19 protein-coding genes are annotated in these 20,888 nt (G+C 66.9%); 6 read left to right on the top strand and 13 right to left on the bottom strand.

Annotated elements, in window-relative coordinates; genetic code table 11:
• Positions 1-55: 55 nt before the first annotated feature.
• Positions 56-655 carry an O-acetyl-ADP-ribose deacetylase gene (locus AC5P8D_RS14910; protein ID WP_071306360.1) on the top strand — a complete coding sequence of 200 codons (600 nt, stop codon included), beginning with the start codon at positions 56-58 and terminating at the stop codon, positions 653-655.
• Between the two features lie 92 nt (positions 656-747).
• On the opposite strand, the gene AC5P8D_RS14905 is transcribed toward AC5P8D_RS14910, so the two are convergent.
• The 8 genes from AC5P8D_RS14905 to gap form a co-directional block, all read right to left on the bottom strand.
• Positions 748-1,896: an iron-sulfur cluster assembly protein gene (locus AC5P8D_RS14905; RefSeq protein ID WP_049408917.1), complete on the bottom strand. Its 1,149-nt coding sequence runs from the start codon at positions 1,894-1,896 to the stop codon at positions 748-750.
• A gap of 129 nt (positions 1,897-2,025) precedes the next feature.
• Positions 2,026-3,030 (bottom strand): class I fructose-bisphosphate aldolase, encoded by a 1,005-nt coding sequence (locus AC5P8D_RS14900; protein ID WP_010481439.1) that lies wholly within the window; start codon positions 3,028-3,030, stop codon positions 2,026-2,028.
• 196 nt (positions 3,031-3,226) lie between these two features.
• On the bottom strand, positions 3,227-4,693 hold the full coding sequence (pyk, locus tag AC5P8D_RS14895) for a pyruvate kinase (RefSeq protein WP_010481436.1): 1,467 nt from the start codon (positions 4,691-4,693) through the stop codon (positions 3,227-3,229).
• 210 nt (positions 4,694-4,903) lie between these two features.
• A complete protein-coding gene (locus AC5P8D_RS14890) occupies positions 4,904-5,557 on the bottom strand; it encodes an HAD hydrolase-like protein (RefSeq protein ID WP_010481434.1) in 654 nt (217 codons plus the stop codon).
• The gene (locus AC5P8D_RS14885) at positions 5,554-6,729 is read right to left on the bottom strand and encodes a phosphoglycerate kinase (RefSeq protein ID WP_049434788.1); all 1,176 of its coding nucleotides are present in this window, start codon (positions 6,727-6,729) and stop codon (positions 5,554-5,556) included. Before AC5P8D_RS14885 ends, AC5P8D_RS14890 begins: the two co-directional genes overlap by 4 nt.
• 710 nt (positions 6,730-7,439) lie before the next feature.
• A complete protein-coding gene (locus AC5P8D_RS14880) occupies positions 7,440-8,816 on the bottom strand; it encodes a DUF3999 domain-containing protein (RefSeq protein ID WP_433897075.1) in 1,377 nt (458 codons plus the stop codon).
• Complete coding sequence (locus AC5P8D_RS14875; RefSeq protein WP_495203448.1) at positions 8,813-11,488, bottom strand: DUF2339 domain-containing protein; 2,676 nt, start codon at positions 11,486-11,488, stop codon at positions 8,813-8,815. The genes AC5P8D_RS14880 and AC5P8D_RS14875 overlap by 4 nt, the downstream gene beginning before the upstream one ends.
• A 125-nt stretch (positions 11,489-11,613) precedes the next feature.
• Positions 11,614-12,618, bottom strand: a complete 1,005-nt coding sequence (gene gap, locus AC5P8D_RS14870) for a type I glyceraldehyde-3-phosphate dehydrogenase (RefSeq protein ID WP_010484083.1) — start codon at positions 12,616-12,618, stop codon at positions 11,614-11,616.
• 193 nt (positions 12,619-12,811) lie between these two features.
• Between gap and AC5P8D_RS14865 the strand changes: the two genes are divergently transcribed.
• The 3 genes from AC5P8D_RS14865 (at position 12,812) to AC5P8D_RS14855 (ending at position 15,308) form a co-directional block, all read left to right on the top strand.
• The gene (locus AC5P8D_RS14865; protein ID WP_191863586.1) at positions 12,812-13,441 is read left to right on the top strand and encodes an OmpW/AlkL family protein; all 630 of its coding nucleotides are present in this window, start codon (positions 12,812-12,814) and stop codon (positions 13,439-13,441) included.
• Between the two features lie 236 nt (positions 13,442-13,677).
• Positions 13,678-14,496 (top strand): S1/P1 nuclease, encoded by an 819-nt coding sequence (locus tag AC5P8D_RS14860; protein WP_224328483.1) that lies wholly within the window; start codon positions 13,678-13,680, stop codon positions 14,494-14,496.
• A gap of 11 nt (positions 14,497-14,507) precedes the next feature.
• Positions 14,508-15,308, top strand: a complete 801-nt coding sequence (locus tag AC5P8D_RS14855; RefSeq protein ID WP_019338736.1) for an MBL fold metallo-hydrolase — start codon at positions 14,508-14,510, stop codon at positions 15,306-15,308.
• Positions 15,309-15,365: 57 nt separating this feature from the next.
• On the opposite strand, the gene AC5P8D_RS14850 is transcribed toward AC5P8D_RS14855, so the two are convergent.
• Genes AC5P8D_RS14850 through AC5P8D_RS14840 form a run of 3 tightly spaced genes read right to left on the bottom strand, consistent with a single transcriptional unit; the run spans position 15,366 to position 17,525 of the window.
• Positions 15,366-15,929 carry a hypothetical protein gene (locus AC5P8D_RS14850; RefSeq protein WP_010484079.1) on the bottom strand — a complete coding sequence of 188 codons (564 nt, stop codon included), beginning with the start codon at positions 15,927-15,929 and terminating at the stop codon, positions 15,366-15,368.
• A complete protein-coding gene (locus AC5P8D_RS14845) occupies positions 15,926-17,167 on the bottom strand; it encodes a M56 family metallopeptidase (RefSeq protein WP_433897078.1) in 1,242 nt (413 codons plus the stop codon). Before AC5P8D_RS14845 ends, AC5P8D_RS14850 begins: the two co-directional genes overlap by 4 nt.
• The gene (locus tag AC5P8D_RS14840) at positions 17,160-17,525 is read right to left on the bottom strand and encodes a BlaI/MecI/CopY family transcriptional regulator (protein ID WP_010484077.1); all 366 of its coding nucleotides are present in this window, start codon (positions 17,523-17,525) and stop codon (positions 17,160-17,162) included. Before AC5P8D_RS14840 ends, AC5P8D_RS14845 begins: the two co-directional genes overlap by 8 nt.
• A gap of 119 nt (positions 17,526-17,644) precedes the next feature.
• Between AC5P8D_RS14840 and AC5P8D_RS14835 the strand changes: the two genes are divergently transcribed.
• Positions 17,645-18,202: a flavin reductase family protein gene (locus AC5P8D_RS14835; protein ID WP_019660006.1), complete on the top strand. Its 558-nt coding sequence runs from the start codon at positions 17,645-17,647 to the stop codon at positions 18,200-18,202.
• A 35-nt stretch (positions 18,203-18,237) separates the two neighbouring features.
• Positions 18,238-20,190 (top strand): acetyl-CoA hydrolase/transferase C-terminal domain-containing protein, encoded by a 1,953-nt coding sequence (locus AC5P8D_RS14830; RefSeq protein WP_049453717.1) that lies wholly within the window; start codon positions 18,238-18,240, stop codon positions 20,188-20,190.
• Positions 20,191-20,276: 86 nt separating this feature from the next.
• Here AC5P8D_RS14830 and AC5P8D_RS14825 read toward each other — a convergent pair whose 3' ends face one another.
• Positions 20,277-20,582: a HigA family addiction module antitoxin gene (locus tag AC5P8D_RS14825; RefSeq protein WP_010484074.1), complete on the bottom strand. Its 306-nt coding sequence runs from the start codon at positions 20,580-20,582 to the stop codon at positions 20,277-20,279.
• 11 nt (positions 20,583-20,593) lie between these two features.
• Complete coding sequence (locus tag AC5P8D_RS14820; protein ID WP_010484073.1) at positions 20,594-20,872, bottom strand: type II toxin-antitoxin system RelE/ParE family toxin; 279 nt, start codon at positions 20,870-20,872, stop codon at positions 20,594-20,596.
• Between the last annotated feature and the right edge of the window lie 16 nt (positions 20,873-20,888).

The following is a 20,888-nucleotide window of genomic DNA, read 5'->3' as shown; positions in this document are numbered from 1 at the left end:
GGGAACAGCCGGCGCAGATGCTGCGCGGAACACCTCACAGGCAGGAGACGGACGCATGAAGATCGAGGTTTGGCAGGGCGACATCACGACCCTGGCGGTGGATGCGATCGTCAACGCGGCCAATGAAACGCTGCTCGGTGGCGGCGGTGTCGACGGTGCGATCCATCGTGCTGCGGGCCCTGCGCTGCTGGCCGAGTGCGAGCAACTGCCGGAGCTGCGCCCGGGCGTGCGCTGCCCGACCGGCGAAGTGCGCGCCACCGACGCTTATGCATTGCCGGCGCGGCATGTACTGCACACGGTGGGCCCGGTCTGGCACGACGGCCAGCGCGACGAACCGGCATTGCTGGCCAACTGCTACTGGAAATCGCTGCAGCTGGCCGAGTCGCTGGGCGTGCAGTCGATCGCGTTCCCGGCGATCAGCTGCGGTGTGTATGGCTATCCGCTGTACCAGGCCGCGCAGATCGCAGTGACGGAAACACTGGCGTGGCAGCGCAGCCATGCACAGCCGATGCGCATCGTGCTGGTGGCGTTCAACACTGCCACGGCAAAGGCCTACCAGCAGGCATTGAGCGCTGCGGGACAAAGCACGGACAACGAACCGCGCGGGTCGGTGCTGCCGCCGCTGGGCGATGCAGGCTTCGCCGCTGCGCACTGAACCGCAGCGCTGCTGGTAAAAGAAAAGGCCGGGCATTGCCCGGCCTTTTCCGTTACATCGTTGTCGTCATCCACGCGCGGCGTGGATCACGCTCAGCGGCTGGCAGCTTCCACCGCAGCAGCGGCGTCATCGGCCACAGCAGCGGCAGCATCGGCCGCGGCACGTGCCGCCGAGGCCGCAGCTCCGTCGGCGCTGGCACCCTCGACCTGCACGCGCACTTCCACCATGCCCGCACCATTGTTCAGGCTGGACACGTCCACGGTGTAGTGACCGGCCGGCAGGGTCTCTTCCAGGCGCGAATTGGTACCGCTGCCACCGTCATCATCGGTCAGCTCGACGTCGCCGCCGACCACGCGCAGCACGGTATCGACCTGGCTGGAAATCGCATCCAGGCGCACGTCGGCCGGGCGGTCCAGGGTCAGCAGGAAGCGGCGGCGGCCGTCGTTGTCGAGCATCGTGTACACGCTGCCCGACTTCGGCAGCGCTGTGCCATCGCGTTCCACCAGATTGCCGGGCAGCTCGATGCGGTTGGCCGACAGGGTGAACATGCCGCTGACGCCGTCGCCCAGACCGCGTGCAGTCAGGGTGTACTTGCCCGGCTTCAGTGACAGGGTCAGGCGCGAGTTGGTGCTGTCCCCGCCATCGTCATTTTCGGCGTCCACGCCCTGGCCCGACAGCTTCAGCACCGGATCGAAGACATCCGACACCAGGCGGATCTCGTACAGGCCGGCCTTGTCCACCTGCAGGGTGTAGTCCTGGGAACCACCGGCCAGCATGTCGACGATCTCGCCGCTGCCCGCCAGCGGCTTGCCGTCGTACGGCACCAGCTTCTCGGCGCGCAGGCGGTACGGACCGTAATCGGTCGAGCCGTTGGCGTTGACCGCTACCTGGTAGGTGCCGCCACCGTTGGCACGGAAGGCCAGCGAGACGTCGCCCTCGCGCTCGTAGCCGGTGTTGCTGCTGGCCACCAGGCTGCCGTTGTTGAATACGGCGATCGAGCCGCTCAGCGAGCCGGTCAGCTTCAGCCCAACCAGCTGCTTGTCTTCCAGCTTGATCTGGTAGAGCTGGTGATGGCTGCCGTCGTTGTAGTTGATGCCGCTGCGCGAGGTGATCTCGCCGGACACCGGCTTGTCGAAATCGAGCGACGCGGCCTTGCCTGCGTCACCACCGCCGCCGAGACGGTTGCAACCGCCGGCGACCAGGACCGTGGCGACGGCCAGTGTGATTGCTGCCAAACGCATGTTGTTTCTCCTTGGCCTTCCATGTGGTTCCCACGCACCGGCCGGGCGCGTGGGGGCGGAAACGATACCCGCAAAAGCAAACGCCGGCGTGATGCCGGCGTTGCCTTGTTCATCCAGCGATGGGACGGATCAACCGTTCCACTTGCCCAGCGCGGCCAGGCCGTTGTCCTTGGCGCGCTCGTACACGGTCTTCTGGGCAGCAGCGTAGTTGCCCTTCATGTCCTTGGCCCACAGCTTCAGCGCGGCCTGCTGCATGGCGCGGCCGTAGGAGAAGCTCAGCGGCCACGGCAGGTTGCCCAGCTGGTTCATCGCGTTCAGGTGCTCGGTGGACTGCTCGTCGCTCTGGCCACCGGACAGGAACACCACGCCCGGCAGGATGGCCGGCACGGTGCTCTTCAGGCACATCACGGTCGACTCGGCCACTTCCTCGACGTCGGCCTGCTCATCGCAGCCCTTGCCGGAGATGACCATCGAGGCCTTCAGGATGGTGCCTTCCAGCAGCACGTTCTGCTGGTACAGGGCGTCGAACAGCGAACGCAGGGTGGCTTCGGTGACTTCGTAGCAGGTCTCGATGTCGTGGTCGCCGTCCATGATCACTTCCGGCTCGACCATCGGCACCAGGCCACATTCCTGGCACAGGGCGGCATAGCGGGCCAGCGCGTGGGCGTTGGACTCGATGCAGGTGCCCGACGGAATGCTTTCGCCGATGTTGATCACCGCACGCCACTTGGCGAAGCGCGCACCCAGCTTGTAGTACTCCTGCAGGCGCTCGCGCAGGCCGTCCAGGCCTTCGGTCACCAGCTCGCCCGGGCAGCCGGCCAGCGGGTGCGCACCCTTATCCACCTTGATGCCCGGAATCATGCCGTGGTCGGCCATGTACTTGGCGAACGGCACGCCGTCCTTGGTCGACTGACGGATGGTTTCGTCAAACAGGATGGCGCCGGAAATGTGCTCGTTGAGCTTCGGCGTGGTCAGCAGCAGTTCGCGGTAGGCACGACGGTTCTCCTCGGTGTTCTCGATACCGACGCCAGCGAAACGCTTGGCGATGGTAGCGGTGGATTCGTCGATCGCGATGATGCCCTTGCCCGGGGCAACCATGGCCTGGGCGGTTTCAGCCAGCTGTTCGATGCTCATGTACTTCCTGTGGCGGGTGCGGGAAAAACGTAAGTATAGCCCCGCCGCCCGTTGCGCCGACGTGCAGGCCAGTCTGGAAACGATTCCAATGTCCGCACCGGACAGGCGATGTCCTGTTGCGCCGGGTCAGAGCCCCTTTGCGGATCTGACCCTGGGTCGGATCCGCACGGCGGCTCCGACCCGGGGCCGACGGGGTTTACAGATCGCCCAGGCCGCTGGCGCGGCCGTCTTCACCCACTTCCAGCAGGCGCAGGGTGTTGGTCGCGCCCAGGGTTTCCATGTGCTCACCGCTGGTGAACACGACGCGGTCACCGGCCTGCAGCAGTTCGGCTTCCACCAGCAGGCGGATGCTGCCCCGCGCGGCTTCGCGCGGGGTCAGGCCACGGCTGTCGAAGTTGATCGGGAACACATCGCGCATCAGGGCCATCTGGCGGCGCGCGCCGTCGTGGCGGGTGACTGCGAACACCGGCGCCTTGGCGCGGAAGCGCGACAGGTAGCGGGCGGTGCCACCGGATTCGGTCATCGCCACGATCGCACGCACGCCCACGTGCTGCGACAGGAACATGGTGGCCATGGCAATCGCCTGGTCGGCACGTTCCAGATTACGCGGCGAGGCGTTGAAGTCGGTCTCGGTCTGGAACTGGCGCTCGGCACCCAGGCAGATACGCGCCATCGCTTCCACCGCCTTGACCGGGTACGCACCGGCAGCGGTTTCAGCCGACAGCATCACCGCGTCGGTACCGTCGATGACCGAGTTGGCCACGTCCAGCACTTCGGCACGGGTCGGGATCGGGCTTTCGACCATCGACTGCAGCATCTGCGTGGCGGTGATCACCACCTTGTTCTGCGCCAGCGAGGCCTTGATGATCTTCTTCTGCAGGCCCGGCAGCTCGGCATCGCCGATTTCCACGCCGAGGTCGCCACGGGCCACCATCACCACGTCGCTGGCCTCGACGATCTCTTCCAGGTTCTCGATCGCTTCGGTGCGCTCGATCTTCGACACCAGCGCAGCATCGCAGCCATGCGAGCGGGCGATGTCACGCGCGTCGTTCATGTCCTGCGCGTTGCGGCAGAACGACACGGCGATGAAGTCGACACCGATCCTGGCGACGATGCCGATCAGCTCCTTGTCGCGCTCGGTCAGCGCGCCCAGCGAGAGGCCACCGCCCTGCTTGTTCAGGCCCTTGCGATCAGACAGCGCGCCGTCATTGAGCACGGTGTTGATGATGCGCTCGCCCTGCACCTCGACCACCTGCAGCTGCATCAGGCCATCATCGAGCAGCAGGACATCGCCCGGGCCGACGTCCTGCGGCAGGCCGAGGTAGCTGACGCCCACCTGGGTCGCATCGCCGGGGCCGGCGTTGGCGCTGGCGATCAGGTCGAAGCGGTCACCCGCCTTGAGCTGCACCTTGCCTTCGGCGAAGCGCTCGATGCGGATCTTCGGGCCCGGCAGATCGGCCAGGATGCCCACTTCCACGCCCACGCGGGCCGCAGCGGCACGCACTTCGGCGGCACGCTTGGCCTGGCCGGAGGGATCGCCGTGGCTGAAGTTGAGGCGCACCACGTTGACGCCGGCGCGGAACAGATCCTCCAGCACGCCCGGCGGATCAGTGGCCGGACCGAGGGTGGCAAGGATCTTGGTGCGACGCTGACGCTCGAACATGGTGAATGGGCCTCTCCCGATAAAGAACGGAAATTAGCACATCCTTCACGCCGCATGTATACGGTTACAGCCTTGTGCTGCCTGACTTCGCGGGTCATGGAGCGGACATCGGCCGGACATACGCTGGCGCAGGCAGTTCTGTAGAGCCGAGCCCATGCTCGGCTGGGCATAGGCCGAAGCAGCCGAGCATGGGCTCGGCTCTACAGGAGCCTAGGCCAACAGCGTCGTCAGCTGCGCCGGCTCACGGGCCAGCTGGCCGGCACCGGCTTCGGTGAGTTCGACCTCACCGCCGAAACCCCACAGCACACCGACACTGCGCAGACCGTGGTGGCGTGCGCCTTCGATGTCCATGCGGCGGTCGCCGATCATCCAGCACTGCGCGGGCTGCACCTGCAGCCGACGCAGCGCCTCGCCCACCAGCTCCGGCTTGTGGCTGCGCGAGCCGTCCAGGGTCGAACCGACGATCTCCTCGAACAGCCCGCCGAACGGCAGGTGGGCGAGGATGCGGCGCGCATGCGGCTCGTTCTTGGCCGTGACCACCGCCAGGCGGTGGCCACGACCGTGCAGCGTGCGCAGGGTGTCTTCCACCTGCGGGTACACCGTATGCTCGCGCCAGCCCTCGGCGTCGAAGCGCTCACGGTAGTAGCCCACCGCCTGTTCCACCCGCGCCGGTTCAACGAACAGTGGCGCGAAGGTGGTCCGCAGCGACGGACCGATCCAGCCCAGCAGCGTCTCCTGCGGCGGCACCGGATGGTCCATCTTCTGCAGCGCGTAAGCGATGCAGGCGGTGATGCCCACCTGCGAATCGATCAGCGTGCCATCGAGGTCGAAGAACAGCACATCCTTGCCGCGCTCGGCACTCATGCGCCGCGCGCGTCGAGTGCGGCCACCGCCGGCAGGGTCTTGCCTTCCAGGAACTCCAGGAACGCACCGCCGCCGGTGGAGATGTAGCTGACCTGCTGGGCGATATCGAACTTGTCGACCGCGGCCAGGGTGTCGCCGCCACCGGCGATGGAGAATGCCGGCGAGCTGGCGATGGCGCGGGCCAGCGCTTCGGTGCCCTTGCTGAAGGCTTCGAACTCGAACACGCCGACCGGGCCGTTCCAGACCACGGTGCCGGCCTTGTCGATCAGCTGCGCGTACTGCGCAGCGGTCTGCGGGCCGATGTCCAGGATCAGATCGTCTTCGGCAACCGCGTCGACCGCCTTCACTTCAGCAACCGCGTCCGGCATGAACTGCTTGGCGGTGACCACGTCCACCGGCAGCGGAATGTCGGCGCCACGCGCCTTGGCATCGGCCACGATTTTCTTGGCGGTATCCAGCAGGTCCGGCTCGTACAGCGACTTGCCGACGTTGTAGCCGGCGGCAGCAATGAAGGTATTGGCGATGCCACCACCGACGATCAGCTGATCGACCTTGCCGACCAGGTTGGCCAGCAGTTCCAGCTTGGTGCTGACCTTGCTGCCGGCGACGATGGCCAGCAGCGGCTTGGCCGGTGCATCCAGCGCCTGCGCCAGCGCGTCCAGTTCGGCCATCAGCAGCGGGCCACCGGCCGCCACCGGGGCGAAGCGGATGACACCGTGGGTGGAGGCCTGCGCACGGTGCGCGGTGCCGAAGGCATCCATCACGAACACATCGCACAGCGCCGCGTACTTCTTCGACAGGGCTTCATCGTCCTTGCCCTCGCCGACGTTCATGCGGCAGTTTTCCAGCAGCACCAGCTGACCCGGCTGCACGTCGACGCCGTCGACCCAGTCACGCACCAGCGGAACCTCGCGGCCGAGCAGCTCGGACAGGCGCTGGGCAACCGGCGCCAGCGACTCGGCTTCGCTCCACACGCCTTCCTTCGGGCGCCCCAGGTGCGAGGTGACCATCACCGCCGCGCCCTGCTCCAGCGCGCGCTTGAGCGTCGGCAGCGAAGCGGTGATGCGCTGTTCGGAGGTGATGCGGCCATTCTCGATCGGCACGTTCAGATCCTGGCGGATCAGCACGCGCTTGCCGGAGAGGTCGAGGTCGGTCATGCGGACGATGGACATGGGCAACTCTTTGGCTCAGGGACGGGATGCCGGGGTACGGCAGACGGCCATTGTATCGGGTGCGGGTGGTGGGAGGGTCGATGCCTGCGGCAGGCAGAGGCGCACAGCAACAGCAACAGCAACAGCCAAGGCGCTGGCGCTTCGTGGTGCTGTGAGTGGGCCGGGGTGGTGTGGGCTGGCAGGGGACGCCGTAAACCCGTCCTTGGGGGCTTGGCCGCGGCATCCATGCCGCGGACACCCCTGCCAGCCCACACCGCCCCGGCCTCGACAGGTTCATGTGACGGAGCGGATGGCAAAGGCAAGAGCGGTTTCTGATGTCGGATGGAGAAAGAAGGGGTCAGATCCGTTTTCCTGCGGAAAACGGATCTGACCCCGAGGGCCCCGCTGTTCTGTAGAGCCGAGCCCATGCTCGGCTGGAGATTTCGCGGAGAGCAGCCGAGCGTGGGCTCGGCTCTACAAGAAGCGCCCAGCGAAGCTGCTTTGCTTTTGCTCTTCTTCTTTTCTTTCCGTGGGTGGAAGCAACCGGAAACTGTCAGAGGCCGGGCGGGGTGGGTTCGCGGGGGTGTCAGCCGCATGGATGCGGCTGCCAAGCCTACAAGGACGTACTTGCGGCGTCCCCCGCGAACCCACCCCGCCCGGCCAAGCGCGGCTTTTGCTTTTGCTTTGCACGACCACCCCCACCCACGAGGGGCTGCGCCGTTCGCCGGAACCTACGCCGAAGGCGCCGGCTTCTGCCGAAGCAGACTGACCGCCAGGCCGCCCACTACCAGCACACCCAGACCCAGCAACGCCCACAGCAACCACGACTTCCAATCGTGCTGCGGTTTCAGCGCCGCGTCGCCGGCCAGCGGCTCCGGGCTGCCTTCCAGGCGCGCCAGCGTCGGCTGCCACGACGGGTCGTTGCGCAACCGCAGTTCCTCGATCAGCACGCCAATCGGCGCCTCCGTGCGGCGCGCGGTCGAGCTGCCCACCGCCAACGCGTAGGGCGCCGCGCCCTGGCTCAGGAATACCAGTACTTCGGGCTGGTAACCCAGGCGCAGAGTCGGTGCGGTGGCCGTTTCGGCCGGGTTCGCCACCAGCTTCCAATAGCGATCCCGATGCACCCCGCCCAGCGGCTGCGCGGCCGATTGCTGCCGTTGGCCCTGCGCACCCTGCTGCAGCTGATAGGCAATCCACGGTGCACTGCGGCGCTGCCATTCCGCGCTCTGGTCATCGCGGCTGAACAATGTCCACTGCACCAGGCTGTTGTCGGTGCTGGCCACGTCGGCACGTGCCGCCGGGAAGCGGCCATCCATCTCGAAGGTGTATTCGCCCTTGCCCTTCGAGGTCGGTTCCAGCGACAACCATTCCCACGGCAGCGTCGCCGGTGCCGGCGGCAGCTCGGCCAGTACGCTGCGCAGCGTCGGCAGACGCGCATCGCCTTGCGCCAGCACGCGCAGATAGCGCGCTTCACCATCCACCTGCAGGCGGCGCTGCAGCAGGCGCTTGCCGGCGCGCTGCAGATCCACCAGCGGAATGTCGCGGCCAATCGCACGCCAGTGCTGCAGGTCGTCGCTGACGTCCAGCTGCACCTGAGCCTGCAACGGCTGGCCACTGTCAGCCCAATCCAGCACCAGCGCCGCCAGCGGCTGCTGGCCCAGCACACTGGCGTCGATCAGCCAGCCACCCTGCCCGCTCGCCGCCGCACCACCACTCACGCGGGCTTCCACGCGACGCACACGGCCATCGGTATCGCGCTCGGTCAGCAACTGCAGGTCGTTGCGCTGTGCTTTGGCCAGTGGCGGCAACGCGAACCACGGCAGCTCACGCTGCACCGGCGGCTGTGCCAGCGGCTGATCCGGCGCCAGCAATGCCGACGGCAGCGATTGGCCGGCGGCATTGAACACCTGCACATCGCCCAGGTCCGCACTGCCGGCGCGACGGTAGATCGCCGGTTCCAGCACAACACGGTAGGCACCCGATTGTGCGCTGGACAACGTAAGCGGCCACTGTTCGGCGTACTGGGTACGGTAATCGGCGGCCTGTGCGGTGACGGCGGCCAGCATGCCGAACATCGCCGGCAGCAGCGCCCTGCTCCACGTCTTCATTGTTTTTCCTCCACGGTCGGCGCCGCGCTCGGCGGTGCCGGTGCCAGATAACCCACGACCGTGCACAGCAGGCCGTAGGCGATGAACGATGCAATGCCCAGCAGGTTGCCCAGGTGCTGGCGATCAACAATGACTAGTTTGGCCAGTACCACACCCATCAGCACGGCACCGACCATCCACAACACGCGCTGGCCGCGGCGCGAACCCCATACCCAGGCGATCACGCCGAGCACGCTCCACAGCACGGTCAGGCTGGTCTGCGCCAGGCTGGAACGCATCATCGACGAACTCCACGACAGGCCGCCCCACTGATGCACGCCGTGCAGCACCAGGCTGGTCAGCGCGACGAAGGTGGCCAATGCCAACAGCGGCAGCCGGATCTTCACCAGTGCCTGCGGCGCCTGCCCGCTGTACAGCCAGCGCGCCAGCAGCGCCAGGCTCAACCACTGCCCCAGCTCGGCCGGGTTCAACACCGGCAGCCACAGCAGCGGCGCTGCGTCCCCCGGCAGCAACTGGCCGAACAGCCAGCCTGCGGACAGCAGGCCGAACAGCACGCACTGCAACGGCAGGCGCACGCTGTCGAAGGCAGCCCCCAACGGCCAGCGCAGTGCATTCCAGCGCCACAACGACAGCGCCGCCATCAGCAGCCACGGCAGCGTGAACAACAGCAGCGTCCAGCCCTGTGCCAGCCCGGCCTCGCCGCCGCCCCACAGGGCCAGCAACGAAAGCAGCGACGGCCACAGCAGCCACCACAGGAACTGCGCGATGCGTGCCACGGTGTTGCCGCCCTGACGCAGGCACAGCAACGTACGTACGCCCAGCGCCGCGAACACCGCCCAGGCCAGTGCGCCATAGCCGGCGAACGGCTGCTGGTGCGCATCGCTCTGCATCAGCGCCAGCGGGAAGCCCAGGGCCAGCATCGCCAGGGCGGTTACGCCCAGCGCGCGTGCCGGCTGGCGGCGCTGCATTTCAGCCGCCAGCCAGGCCGTGGCCGCGACCAGCACCAGCAACGCATCGGCCTGCGTGCGCTGCGGGAAGAAGCGGAAGATCTCGTGCACCAGACCGCCCAGCCACCACAGCAGGCCCCACAGGTAGTAGACCAGTGCGATCTCATGGCGCTCCCTGCGCTGGTAACTCCACGCCGACGCGAAGCCGGCAATGGCCAGCAGCAACGCGCCGATGGCGGTCGGGTTGAGCAGGAAGCGTGCGTCTTCGAGCCAGTGGTCGGCGCCGGCCACAAAGGCGAACGCAGCACCGATCTGCAGCAACGCGCCGGACACCTGCGGCAGCCAGCGTTTCTGGCGCAGGCCCAGCCAGGCCAGGCCCGCACCTTCCAGCGCGAACACCGCGCCGGTGGCACGCGCAGACAATGCCAGCGGCACCGCCAGCGTGGCGAAGCCCACCGCCAGCACCGCATGCGACTGCGCCAGCACGGTGTAAGACGCGCGCGCGATCAGTGCCCGCGCCAGTACGGCGTAGATCGCCGCCAGGCCCAGCGCGCACAGCGCCAGCGTCATCGGCTGCTCGTGCAGCATACCCGCCTGCATCGAGAAGGCGACCAAGGGCGTGCCGAACACCAGGCTGCCGTCGACCAGGTCACGTCGCCCGGCGGGCTGCCGGCGCGCGTACAGCAGCGGGATCAACAGGTAGAAGGCGAAGAACAGCAGCAGGAACGGCTCGGTGCTGCTGAACTTGTCCGGCGCGTACTGCAACACGCCCCAGAACGTGCCGATGCCGAAGGTAAAAGCGAAGCCAAGCAGGTTCAGCGCACGCCACGGACGGAACCAGGCAATGGCGAAGATGCCAGCGTTGAGCACCGCGTAGTAGCTGAACAGCCCCACGTGGTTGCCACTGCCGGTGGACAGCCACAGCGGCGCCATGAAGCCGGCGAGGATGCCCAGCACCGCCAACGTGCGCGAGTTCTGCACCACCGCCAGCACGCACAGGCCGGCCACCAGCGCGATCGAACTGGCGAAGGCAAACCTGGGGTTGAGCAGCTCGAACCGTTTGAATGCGGCGAAGATGGTCAGCAGCAACACGCCAATGGCACCGCCCTGCAGCGCCAGTGCGAACAGGCGCCGGCGCTCGCGCTGGTGCCAGCCGAACGCCAACAGGCCCAGCGCACCCACGGTGACACCGGCCAGGCGCAGCTCGATCGGCAGCACCAGCCAGCCCTGGTCGCTGACGTACTTCAACAGCGCGGCAACACCGGCCAGCAGCACCAGCATGCCGATCTTGACCGGCACGTTGCCCTCGGTGAACCAGCGCTTGACCGCTCCGATGCCGCGCTCGATGAAGTTGGGCAGCGCCGGCTCGGAAGGCAACGGCGGCTGCAACGGCGCGTGTGGCACCGGCGGTGGTGCGACCGGGCGCGGCACCTCCGTTGCTGCAGGCACCACTTCGCGCACCGGCGGCGGCGTTGGCTGGGACGGAGGCGGTGCGGCAGCCGCCACCGGCCGCAGGAACGGCGGATCGGCGCCGGCCGCAGGCATGGGCGCAGCCCGTTCTGGCGCAGGCTCGGCTGCAACCGGCCGGGCGGCCGGCGCGGCGGCCAGGGCACCTTCCAGCGCGGCCACACGGCGGCGCAGGCCGGCAATCATCACCAGCGCCACCACCAGCAGCAGCGGGATGGCCAGCAGGACCAGTACCACCAGGGCGATCAATGCTTCCATTGCATGCTTCCATTGCAATCCCGCGCCCCAGCGGCAGCGGTCGACCGGCCCATGCTACGACAGGGCTGGCCCCATAAACGACGAACCCCGGCCAGGCCGGGGTCCGCGTGCGATCTTCGCCGGCCTTACTTGGCGGCGACGACCTTGGCCATTTCCAGGCACTTGTTCGAGTAGCCCCACTCGTTGTCGTACCAGGTGACCAGCTTGACGAAGGTGCCGTCCAGGGCGATGCCGGCCTCGGCGTCGAACACCGAGGTGCAGGTCTCGCCGCGGAAATCGGTGGCCACGACCTTGTCTTCGGTGTAGCCCAGGATGCCCTTCAGCGGGCCTTCGCTCTGTGCCTTCACTTCAGCGCAGATCTCGGCGTAGGTGGCTTCCTTTTCCAGCTCGACGGTCAGGTCGACCACCGACACGTCCGAGGTCGGGACGCGGAAGCTCATGCCGGTCAGCTTCTTGTTCAGTTCCGGAATGACCACGCCGACGGCCTTGGCCGCACCGGTGGACGACGGAATGATGTTTTCCAGGATGCCACGGCCACCGCGCCAGTCCTTGTTGGACGGGCCATCGACGGTCTTCTGGGTGGCAGTAGCCGCATGCACGGTGGTCATCAGACCACGCTTGATGCCCCACTTGTCATTGATGACCTTGGCCAGCGGGGCCAGGCAGTTGGTGGTGCACGAAGCATTGGAGACGATCGCCTGGCCGGCGTAGGTCTTGTCGTTCACGCCGTAGACGAACATCGGCGTATCGTCCTTCGACGGGGCCGACATGATGACCTTCCTGGCGCCGGCATCGATGTGCTTCTGCGCGGTTTCCTTGGTCAGGAACAGGCCGGTGGACTCGATCACCACGTCCACGTCCACTTCGTTCCACTTCAGGTTGGCCGGGTCGCGTTCCTGGGTCAGGCGGATCTTCTTGCCGTTGACCAGCAGGTCGTTGCCCTGCACCGCCACGTCGGCCTTGAAACGACCGTGCACGGAGTCGTACTTGAGCATGTACGCCAGATAGTCCGGCTCCAGCAGATCGTTGATGGCCACGATTTCGATGTCGTCGCCGAAGTTCAGCACCGCCGAGCGCAGGACGTTACGCCCGATGCGACCGAAACCGTTGATACCAACCTTGATTGCCATGTTCTCAAGCTCCTGCGGCCGCGACGGGTGCGGCGGGATGGATAGGGCCCACAAGTCTAGCAAACCGGGGCTGGCCACCGCGGGCCAGCCCCGGCGGGCAGCGGGCCGGCAGACAGGATTTGATCCGGATCAAAGCGTTAGCGCGATGTGAGGCCGAAACTGGCCACATCCACCCAGCAACGAGATCACCCCCATGCGCAAGACCTCCCCCCTGATCGTGGCCAGCCTGGCCGCCGCCCTGTCGCTCGCCGCCGCCCCGGCCATGGCCCAGTCCAAGGGCGACTGGACCCTTTCCGCCGGCGTGCACCAGGTGGCCCCGAAGTCGAACAACGGCTGGCTGGCCGGCCACACCCTGAAGGTCGACGTCGACAACGACGTCAAGCCGACCATCACCGGTGAGTACTTCATCGCCGACAACCTGGGCATCGAAGTGCTGGCCGCGCTGCCGTTCAAGCACGACATCAACATCAATGGCCTGGGCCGCGTGGGCAGCACCAAGCAGCTGCCGCCGGTGGTGACCGTGCAGTACCACTTCAACAGCAAGGGCAAGGTGTCGCCGTTCATCGGTGCGGGCGTGAACTACACCACCTTCTTCAGCGAAGACACCACCGGTGCGCTGAAGGACAGCCGCCTGAAGCTGCAGGATTCGTGGGGCCTGGCCGCGCATGCGGGCGTGGACTTCGCGATCGGCGAGAAGGGCGCGCTGCGCGTGGACATGCGCTGGATCGACATCGACAGCAAGGTGAAGTTGAACGGCGAGAAGATCGGCACGGTCAACATCGATCCGCTGGTCTATGGCGCTTCGTACGTCTTCAAGTTCTAAAGCGGTGTGTTGAGCGCGGGGGCTTCGCCCCCGCTCCCCCGCCGCACGCAAAACCCTCGCAGCATGTTGCCCCGGTGATTGCCGGGGCTTTTTTGTGCCTGGGACTGAAGCGGTTCCGGAGCTGGGGCAAGGCGGGGAGCGGAGCCGGGACACGCCGTAAACCCATTCCTCTGCGCTCCCACTTCGGAACAGGAACGCGCCGCTCTTCAATCCACCTACCCCGCTAGAATGTGCGCATGAAAGCCCTGCACTCCCTGTTCCTCGCCGCCGCCCTGGCGCCGGCCCTGCTGTCCGTCTCCGCCCCCGCACATGCCTGGGGCGCGCAAGGCCACCGCCTTGTCGCCGAAGTCGCCGACGCCCGCCTCAACCCCACCGCCCGCGCCGAAGTGGACCGCCTGCTGGCCACCGAACCGGACGCCACGCTGGCCAGCATCGCGCCGTGGGCCGACCAGCTGCGCGCCAAGGACCCGGGCCTGGGCCGCCGCTCGGCCGGCTGGCACTACGTCAACATCGCCGAAGACAACTGCCACTACGAAGCACCGAAGCACTGCAAAAACGGCAACTGCATCGTCGAGGCCCTGAAGGCACAGAGCGCCATCCTCGGCGATCGCAGCCTGACCGACGGCGAGCGCCTGCAGGCGCTGAAGTTCGTGGTGCATCTGGTCGGCGACATCCACCAGCCGATGCACGCCGGTTACGCCCACGACAAGGGCGGCAACGATTTCCAGCTGCAGTTCGGCAACCGCGGTACCAACCTGCACTCGCTGTGGGACAGCGGCATGCTCAACACCCGCAAGCTGGACGACGCCGGCTACCTGCCGGTGCTGCAGAGCCAGCGCGCACCGAAGCTCGCGCGCCAGTCCCACCCGCAGCGCGACCCGCAGACGTGGGCCGAAGCCAGCTGCCGCATCTCCATGCAAGCTGGCGTTTATCCGGCCACGCGTAAAATCGGTGACGAATACACCGAGCGCTACCGGCCGCTGGCCGAAGCGCAGCTGCGACTGGCCGGTGAGAACCTGGCGCAGTTGCTGAACCGCGTGCTCGGCACGCGCTGAGGAGAGTTCCGATGTCGGTCCAGGTGCAGTCGTTCTTCCACCGTGACAGCAACACCTTCAGCTACCTGGTCAGCGACGTGGCCAGCGGCGAGGCGGCGCTGATCGACCCGGTCCTGGACTACGACCCGGATACCGACGCCAGCAGTGAAGCGCCGTTGCATGCCGCGTTGCAGGCCATCGAACAACAGGGCCTGCAGCTGCGCTGGCTGCTGGAAACCCATGCCCACGCCGACCATGTGTCGGCCGGGCGCCGGCTCAAGCAACGCTTCCCGCAGGCCACGCTGGCCATCGGTGAAGGCATCCGCGCGGTGCAGGCCACGTTTGCACCGCGCTATGGCCTGCAGCTTCCCGCGGCCGATGAGATCTTCGACCACCTGTTCAGCGATGGCGAAACCTTCGCTTTGGGTGAACTGCGCTGCCAGGTGATCGCCGTGCCCGGCCACACCAGCGACAGCATCGCCTATCTGATCGACAATGCGCTGTTCACCGGCGACTCGCTGTTCATGCCCGACGGCGGCACTGCCCGCTGCGATTTCCCGGGCGGCGATGCCGCGCAGTTGTACCGCTCGATCCAGCGCCTGCTGGCCCTGCCCGATGCGACGCGCGTGTTTGTCTGCCACGACTACGGCCCGGGTGGCCGCGGGTTCGCCAACGAAACCACCATCGGCCAACAGCGCGCGCACAACATCCACGTGCACGACGGCGTAGCCGAGGCAGAGTTCGTCAGCGTGCGCCAGGCCCGCGATGCGACGCTGGAAGAACCGAAGCTGATGCAGCCCGCAGTGAAGGCCAACATCCAGGGCGGGGCCTGATCCACGCCGCTGCGCCCGCCGGGCATGGCCCGGCGCTACCCCGGTCATCGCGAGCGATCATTTTCCCTGCGTGCGCACCACGTGCTGGCCCTTCACGATCTCGAAGGTAAAGGCATATTGCAGGGTGACGGCCACCGGCTCGACACGCTCGGCGCCCCGGCAGTCACCGCGATTGGCAGGCACCTTGCCGGCCGCGAAGTGGCAGACCGCTGCGGACGAGTACTTCCACATCGCCACGGCTTCCTGCGCTGCCTGCAGCAGGGGCGCATTCTCGCCCGCAGCACCTGCCGCGCACTCCGGGCGATCGGTCAATGGCAGGCTGCGCTCGACGTCGCCGTTGGCATCAACCACCACCTGCAGGCAGATGGTGGTCGGCGCCAGTTCCGCACGCGGGTCGCGATCACCGACCTCCGGGTCCGGTGCCGCGTACAGTTGCGGCATCCGGTAGCCCTCGGTCGCACCCAGCGAATACACCTGCAGCTGCCCACTGCCGCCGCCCGCCTGCGGCTGCAGGCGCTGGTGACCGACATTCTCGCTGCGGGTATCGACGGTGGTCAGGCGATCCTGGGTTGCACACCCCACCAGCAGCGCCGCCATCATCAACAGCGGCGCGGACTTCACTTCGCGTCCTCGGTGTCATCCATGGCGTAGGTGATCGGAATGCGTACGGCACCGGCCACCGGCTTGCCGTTCTTCACCGCGGGACGATAGGTCCAGCTGCGCGCGGCGGCGATGGAGACGGCGTCGAACACCCCCGGATTGGTCGCACTGAGTACCCGCACATCGGTCGGATGGCCCTGTGCATCCACTTCGATGCGCAGATTGACCACGCCTACCTGGCGTTGCTCGACGGCGGACTTCGGATAGGACGGCGGCGGCATCTTGTCCACCTGGATCGGCCGGTCCAACCCCGCCTTGGCCGCATCGTCCTGCGCATGTTCGAACGGCTCGACACCGATCCGGGTGCCACCGGCCGCACCGCCCTGGCTGGCCCATGCCACCGCCCCCATGCCCACACACAACCCGACCACCAGCACCTGCCCGGACACCCACGGCAATGCCTTCCGCTTGGACTGCTTCAACATGGCGATACGCTCCTTCAACACGGGTTGGCTGCGCCAATGGCAGACCGCGGGCGCAACCGGGTGGACCAGCTGCGCCTTCAGCAGCGTGCTGGCATAGAGGCCGCGCAGCGCAGGCTGCGGACCGATGGTGCGGGCATCGCAGGCCAGTTCCTGATCGCGCAGGAAGCGGCGTGCCGCCCATGGCAGCAGCGGGTGGAACCAGAACACCGCGCGCGCCAGCAGCAGAGCGCCGTTGGCCCAGTGATCGCCATGGCGGCGATGGCTGCGCTCGTGCTGCAGGATCAGCCCCTGTTCCTGTGCGCTGAACTGCTGGTCGAATGCCGGACCGACCACGATGCGCGGCCGCCACAGGCCAACCAGCGCCGGCAGGCCGGGGTCGCCGCTGGCCTGCCAGCTGCCATCGGCGCGCGGCTTCAGTGGGCCCATCCGCCGTTCGAAACGACGCTGTGCGCGCAGGTCGCGCAGCAGGCACAGGCCCGTGCCCAATGCCCACAGCACCAGCAACAGCCCGGCCCATGGCAACGACGGCCCGTTCAGGGCATCGATGGCACCGGGCATCACTTTCAGCGGCAGCGTGGGCACCTGCTGCAACAACGCAACCTGCGGCAACGGCAGCATCAGTGCCGCCAGCAGCATCGGCAGCAGCCACCAGCTGCGGTAGGCCAGCCCCGCGCCGCCCATCCGCACCAGCAGCGGTCGCATTACTGCCAGCAGGACCGCGCCCACCGCCAGCCACAGGCTGGCCTGCCACAATCCGTCGAGCAGCTCAGTCATGGTCCAGCTCCTGGATCAGCTTCTTCAGTTCGGCGATGTCCTGCGCGCTCAACTGGCCGCGCTCGCTGAAGTGCGCGACCAGCGGCGCCACGCGCCCCTCGAAAACACGCCCGATGAAGTCCTGGCTCTGCGCCTCCACCCATGCCTGGCGCTGCAGCAGCGGCCGGTACAGGTAGCGCCGGCCATCGCGCTCGGCAGCGATCGCGCCCTTGGTCAGCAGGCGGTTGAGCAGGGTCTTGATGGTCGGCTCGGCCCAGTCGCGGTGGGCCAGCGCGGCCACCACGTCATCGGCGCTACGCGGTGCCTGCTGCCACAGCACCTCCATCACAACGGCTTCGGCTTCGCTGATCGGGGTCATGGTTTACATCCGTAATCGACAACCCGATTACGCGCGTAATCGAATCATCTGTCAAGCCCCCTCGACTCCGGGTTCATCCCGGCTGCGCCAGCATCGATTCCTCCCGCCCCAGGCCCCGGATGAAAGCGCTGTCCAAGAAGGATTTCCCGGTCGAGCAGGCGCGCCGCTTCCTCGAACCCGGCCCGATCGTGCTGGTCAGTACCGCGTGGCAGGGCCAGCGCAACCTGATGACGATGGGCTGGCACATGGTGATGGGCTTTTCGCCGTCGCTGGTCGCCACCTACCTGTGGAATGAAAACCACAGCCATGCACTGGCCGTCAGTAGTGGCGAGTGCGTGATCAACGTACCCGGCGTGGAGCTGCTCGATACCGTGGTCGACATCGGCAACTGCAGCGGCCGCGAGGTCGACAAGTTCGCGCGTTTCGGGCTGGATGCAGTACCTGCGCGCGAGGTCGGCGCGCCGCTGGTCGGGCAATGCCATTCCTGCTTCGAATGCCGTCTCTACGACGACAGCCAGGTGCAATCGAGCAACCTGTTCATCTGGGAAATCGTGCGTGCCCACGTCGCGCCCCGGCCGAAGCTGCCGCGCACGGTGCACTACCGGGGCGATGGGCAGTTCATGGTGTCCGGCGCCGAAGTCTCGCGTCGACGGCGGTTCAAGCCCGACATGCTGTAATGCCAGCACTCCCCCCACACGCAGGACCGCCGCGCATGACCGAACACCTCACCGACCTGGACGCCGCCGTCGACTGGTTGTTTGCGCGCGTGGACGGGCCGCTGCGGATCGGGGCACCGCTGGCACTGGGCAAGCCACACCGGTTGCTCAATGCCCTGTACGCACGCGTCGAGCACGACCCTTCGCGGCCGCTGCAGCTGTATACCGCGCTGTCGCTCAACCCGCCGAAGGCGCGCGGCAACGGTCTGGAAGCGCGCTTCATGGCACCGTTCGCGCAGCGCCATTTCGGCGACGATTTCCCGCGCCTGGCCTATGCCGATGCGATCGCGCGCGACGCGTTGCCGGCACATGTGCAGGTGGAAGAGTTCTACATGCAGTCCGGCGCCCTGCTCGGTTCGCGGCAGGCGCAGTCCAGCTACACCAGCCTGAACTACACCCACGCCGCCGATGCGGTCGCCCAGCGCGCGCCGCAGGTGATCGTGCAGAAGGTGGCGATGCGGCCGGATGACCGTCGGCTGTCGTTGTCGTGCAACAACGACATCACCCAGGACACCCTGGATGCGATGACCGCGCGCGGCCTGCCGCGCCCATTGATGATCGCCGAGATCGATCCGCAGCTGCCCTATCTGGGCGGCTCGGCGACGGTCGATGTGTCGTTCTTCGATCTGGTGATCACCCCGCCGCCGCCGTACCCGGCGCTGTTCGGGCTGCCGCGGCAGCCGGTCGGCGATGCCGACTACGCCATCGGCCTGTACGCCAGCACGCTGGTGCGCGACGGCGGCACTCTGCAGATCGGTATCGGCACGTTGGCCGACGCGCTCAGCCATGCGCTTGTGCTGCGCCACACCGACAACGCGCGCTACCGCCGCGTGCTGCATGCGCTGGATCCGCAGCTGGCCAGCCACCCGCTGGTGCAGGAGATCGGCGGGCTCGATCCGTTCGAAGTGGGCCTGTACGGCTGCAGCGAGATGCTCAACGAGGGCTTCCGGCGGCTGGTGCAGACCGGGGTGATCAAGCGCAAGGTACACGATGACCTGGCGCTGATGCAGCGCATCGAAAATGGCAGCACACTGTCCATCGACCACGCCACCCTGGCCGCCGAGGGCGAGTACCTGCATGGCGCGTTCTACCTGGGTTCGCCGGAGTTCTACGAGTGGTTGCGCACGCTGCCGGAAGACGAATGCCGTGCAATCGGCATGCGCCGCATCAGCGAGATCAACCAGCTGTACGGTGGCAACGAAACGCTGGAACGCCTGCAGCGCCGCCATGCGCGCTTCTTCAACTCCTGCATGATGGCCACCGCGCTGGGCGCAGCGGTGTCGGATGCGCTGGACGATGGCCGCGTGGTGTCCGGCGTGGGTGGCCAGTACAACTTCGTGGCGATGGCACATGCCCTGCCGGAAGCGCGCAGCGTGCTGATGTTCCGCGCCGCGCGCGATGACAAGGGCCGGCGCGAGTCCAACGTGCGCTGGAACTACGGGCACACCACCATCCCGCGCCACCTGCGCGATATCTACCTGAACGAGTACGGCATCGCCGACCTGCGAGGTCTGACCGACGAGGACTGCGTGCATGCGATGACCGCGATCACCGAAGCCCCGTTCCAGGGCGATCTGCTGCAGCAGGCACATGCCGCGTGCAAGCTGCTGGCGACCGCGCAACCGGACCCGGCGCGTCTGCAGCGCAATACGCCGCAGGCATTGGCGGCAGCGCTGGCACCGTTCCGCGCCGATGGCAGCCTGCCGGACTATCCGTTGGGCAGCGACTTCAACGAGATCGAGCAGGTACTGGTGAAAGCGCTGGGTTGGCTGAAGGCCAACACACAGACCCGCGGCGACAAGCTGCGTACCGTCTGGGCAGCGCTGCGGCAACCGGCCGGCGACGGCGATGCGGTGTACCTGCAGCGCATGGGCCTGCAGGCTCCGACGGATTTCGCAGAGCGCCTGGACGCGCGACTGCTGCGCCTGGCGCTGGCACGCACTGCCTGAGAAAAGGGGACGGAGGGGATCAAGTCGTTCATGCACAAACGACTTGATCCCCTCCGTCCCCTTCTTTATTCATGCATGGCGCGGATCTACTGTCCGATCCTCACTGCATCCTCAAGATACAGGCGGGCAATGGGCGGATGCTCTCGATGCTCGACCTGCCACAGGTCATAGGCCGCCTGCATCGCCAGCCACATACGAGCACTGCCGAGGCCCGCAAGTTCAAGACGGTACGCGAGTTCAGCAGAGATGCCGGCGTGCCCGTTGATGATGGTCGACAGCTGTCCACGGGAATAACCAAGGTGCTGCGCCAGCGCACTGATGGACATGCTGATCGCCGGCAGGATGTCTTCGCGCAGCGATTCTCCTGGATGCGGCGGATCATGCAACGGCATCGAGCAGACTCCTAGTGGTAATCAAGGTAATCGACCAGTTCGACGTCGAGCCCACGAAAGCGGAACACCAATCGCCAACTCGCCGAGACATTCACAGCCCAGTAGCCGCTATAGCTTCCGTGCAGGGGATGCAGGCGATTTCCGGGCAGCCCCATGTCTCCAGGCAGCCGGGCTTGATCCAACTGCAGAAGCAAACGCCGCAACCGAGCCACATGATCGGCACGGACTCCGGAAATGTCGCCCCGCTCATAGAGCGCCTTCAGGCCCTTATGCCTGAAGCTGACGATCATGCAGCACCAGTGTAAG

It is taken from the genome of Stenotrophomonas sp. YJH_SMC_101-4 (genome assembly GCF_059370395.1).
Note: the sequence above shows the minus strand (reverse complement) of the source record. Positions and strands in the feature narration are given on the sequence as shown.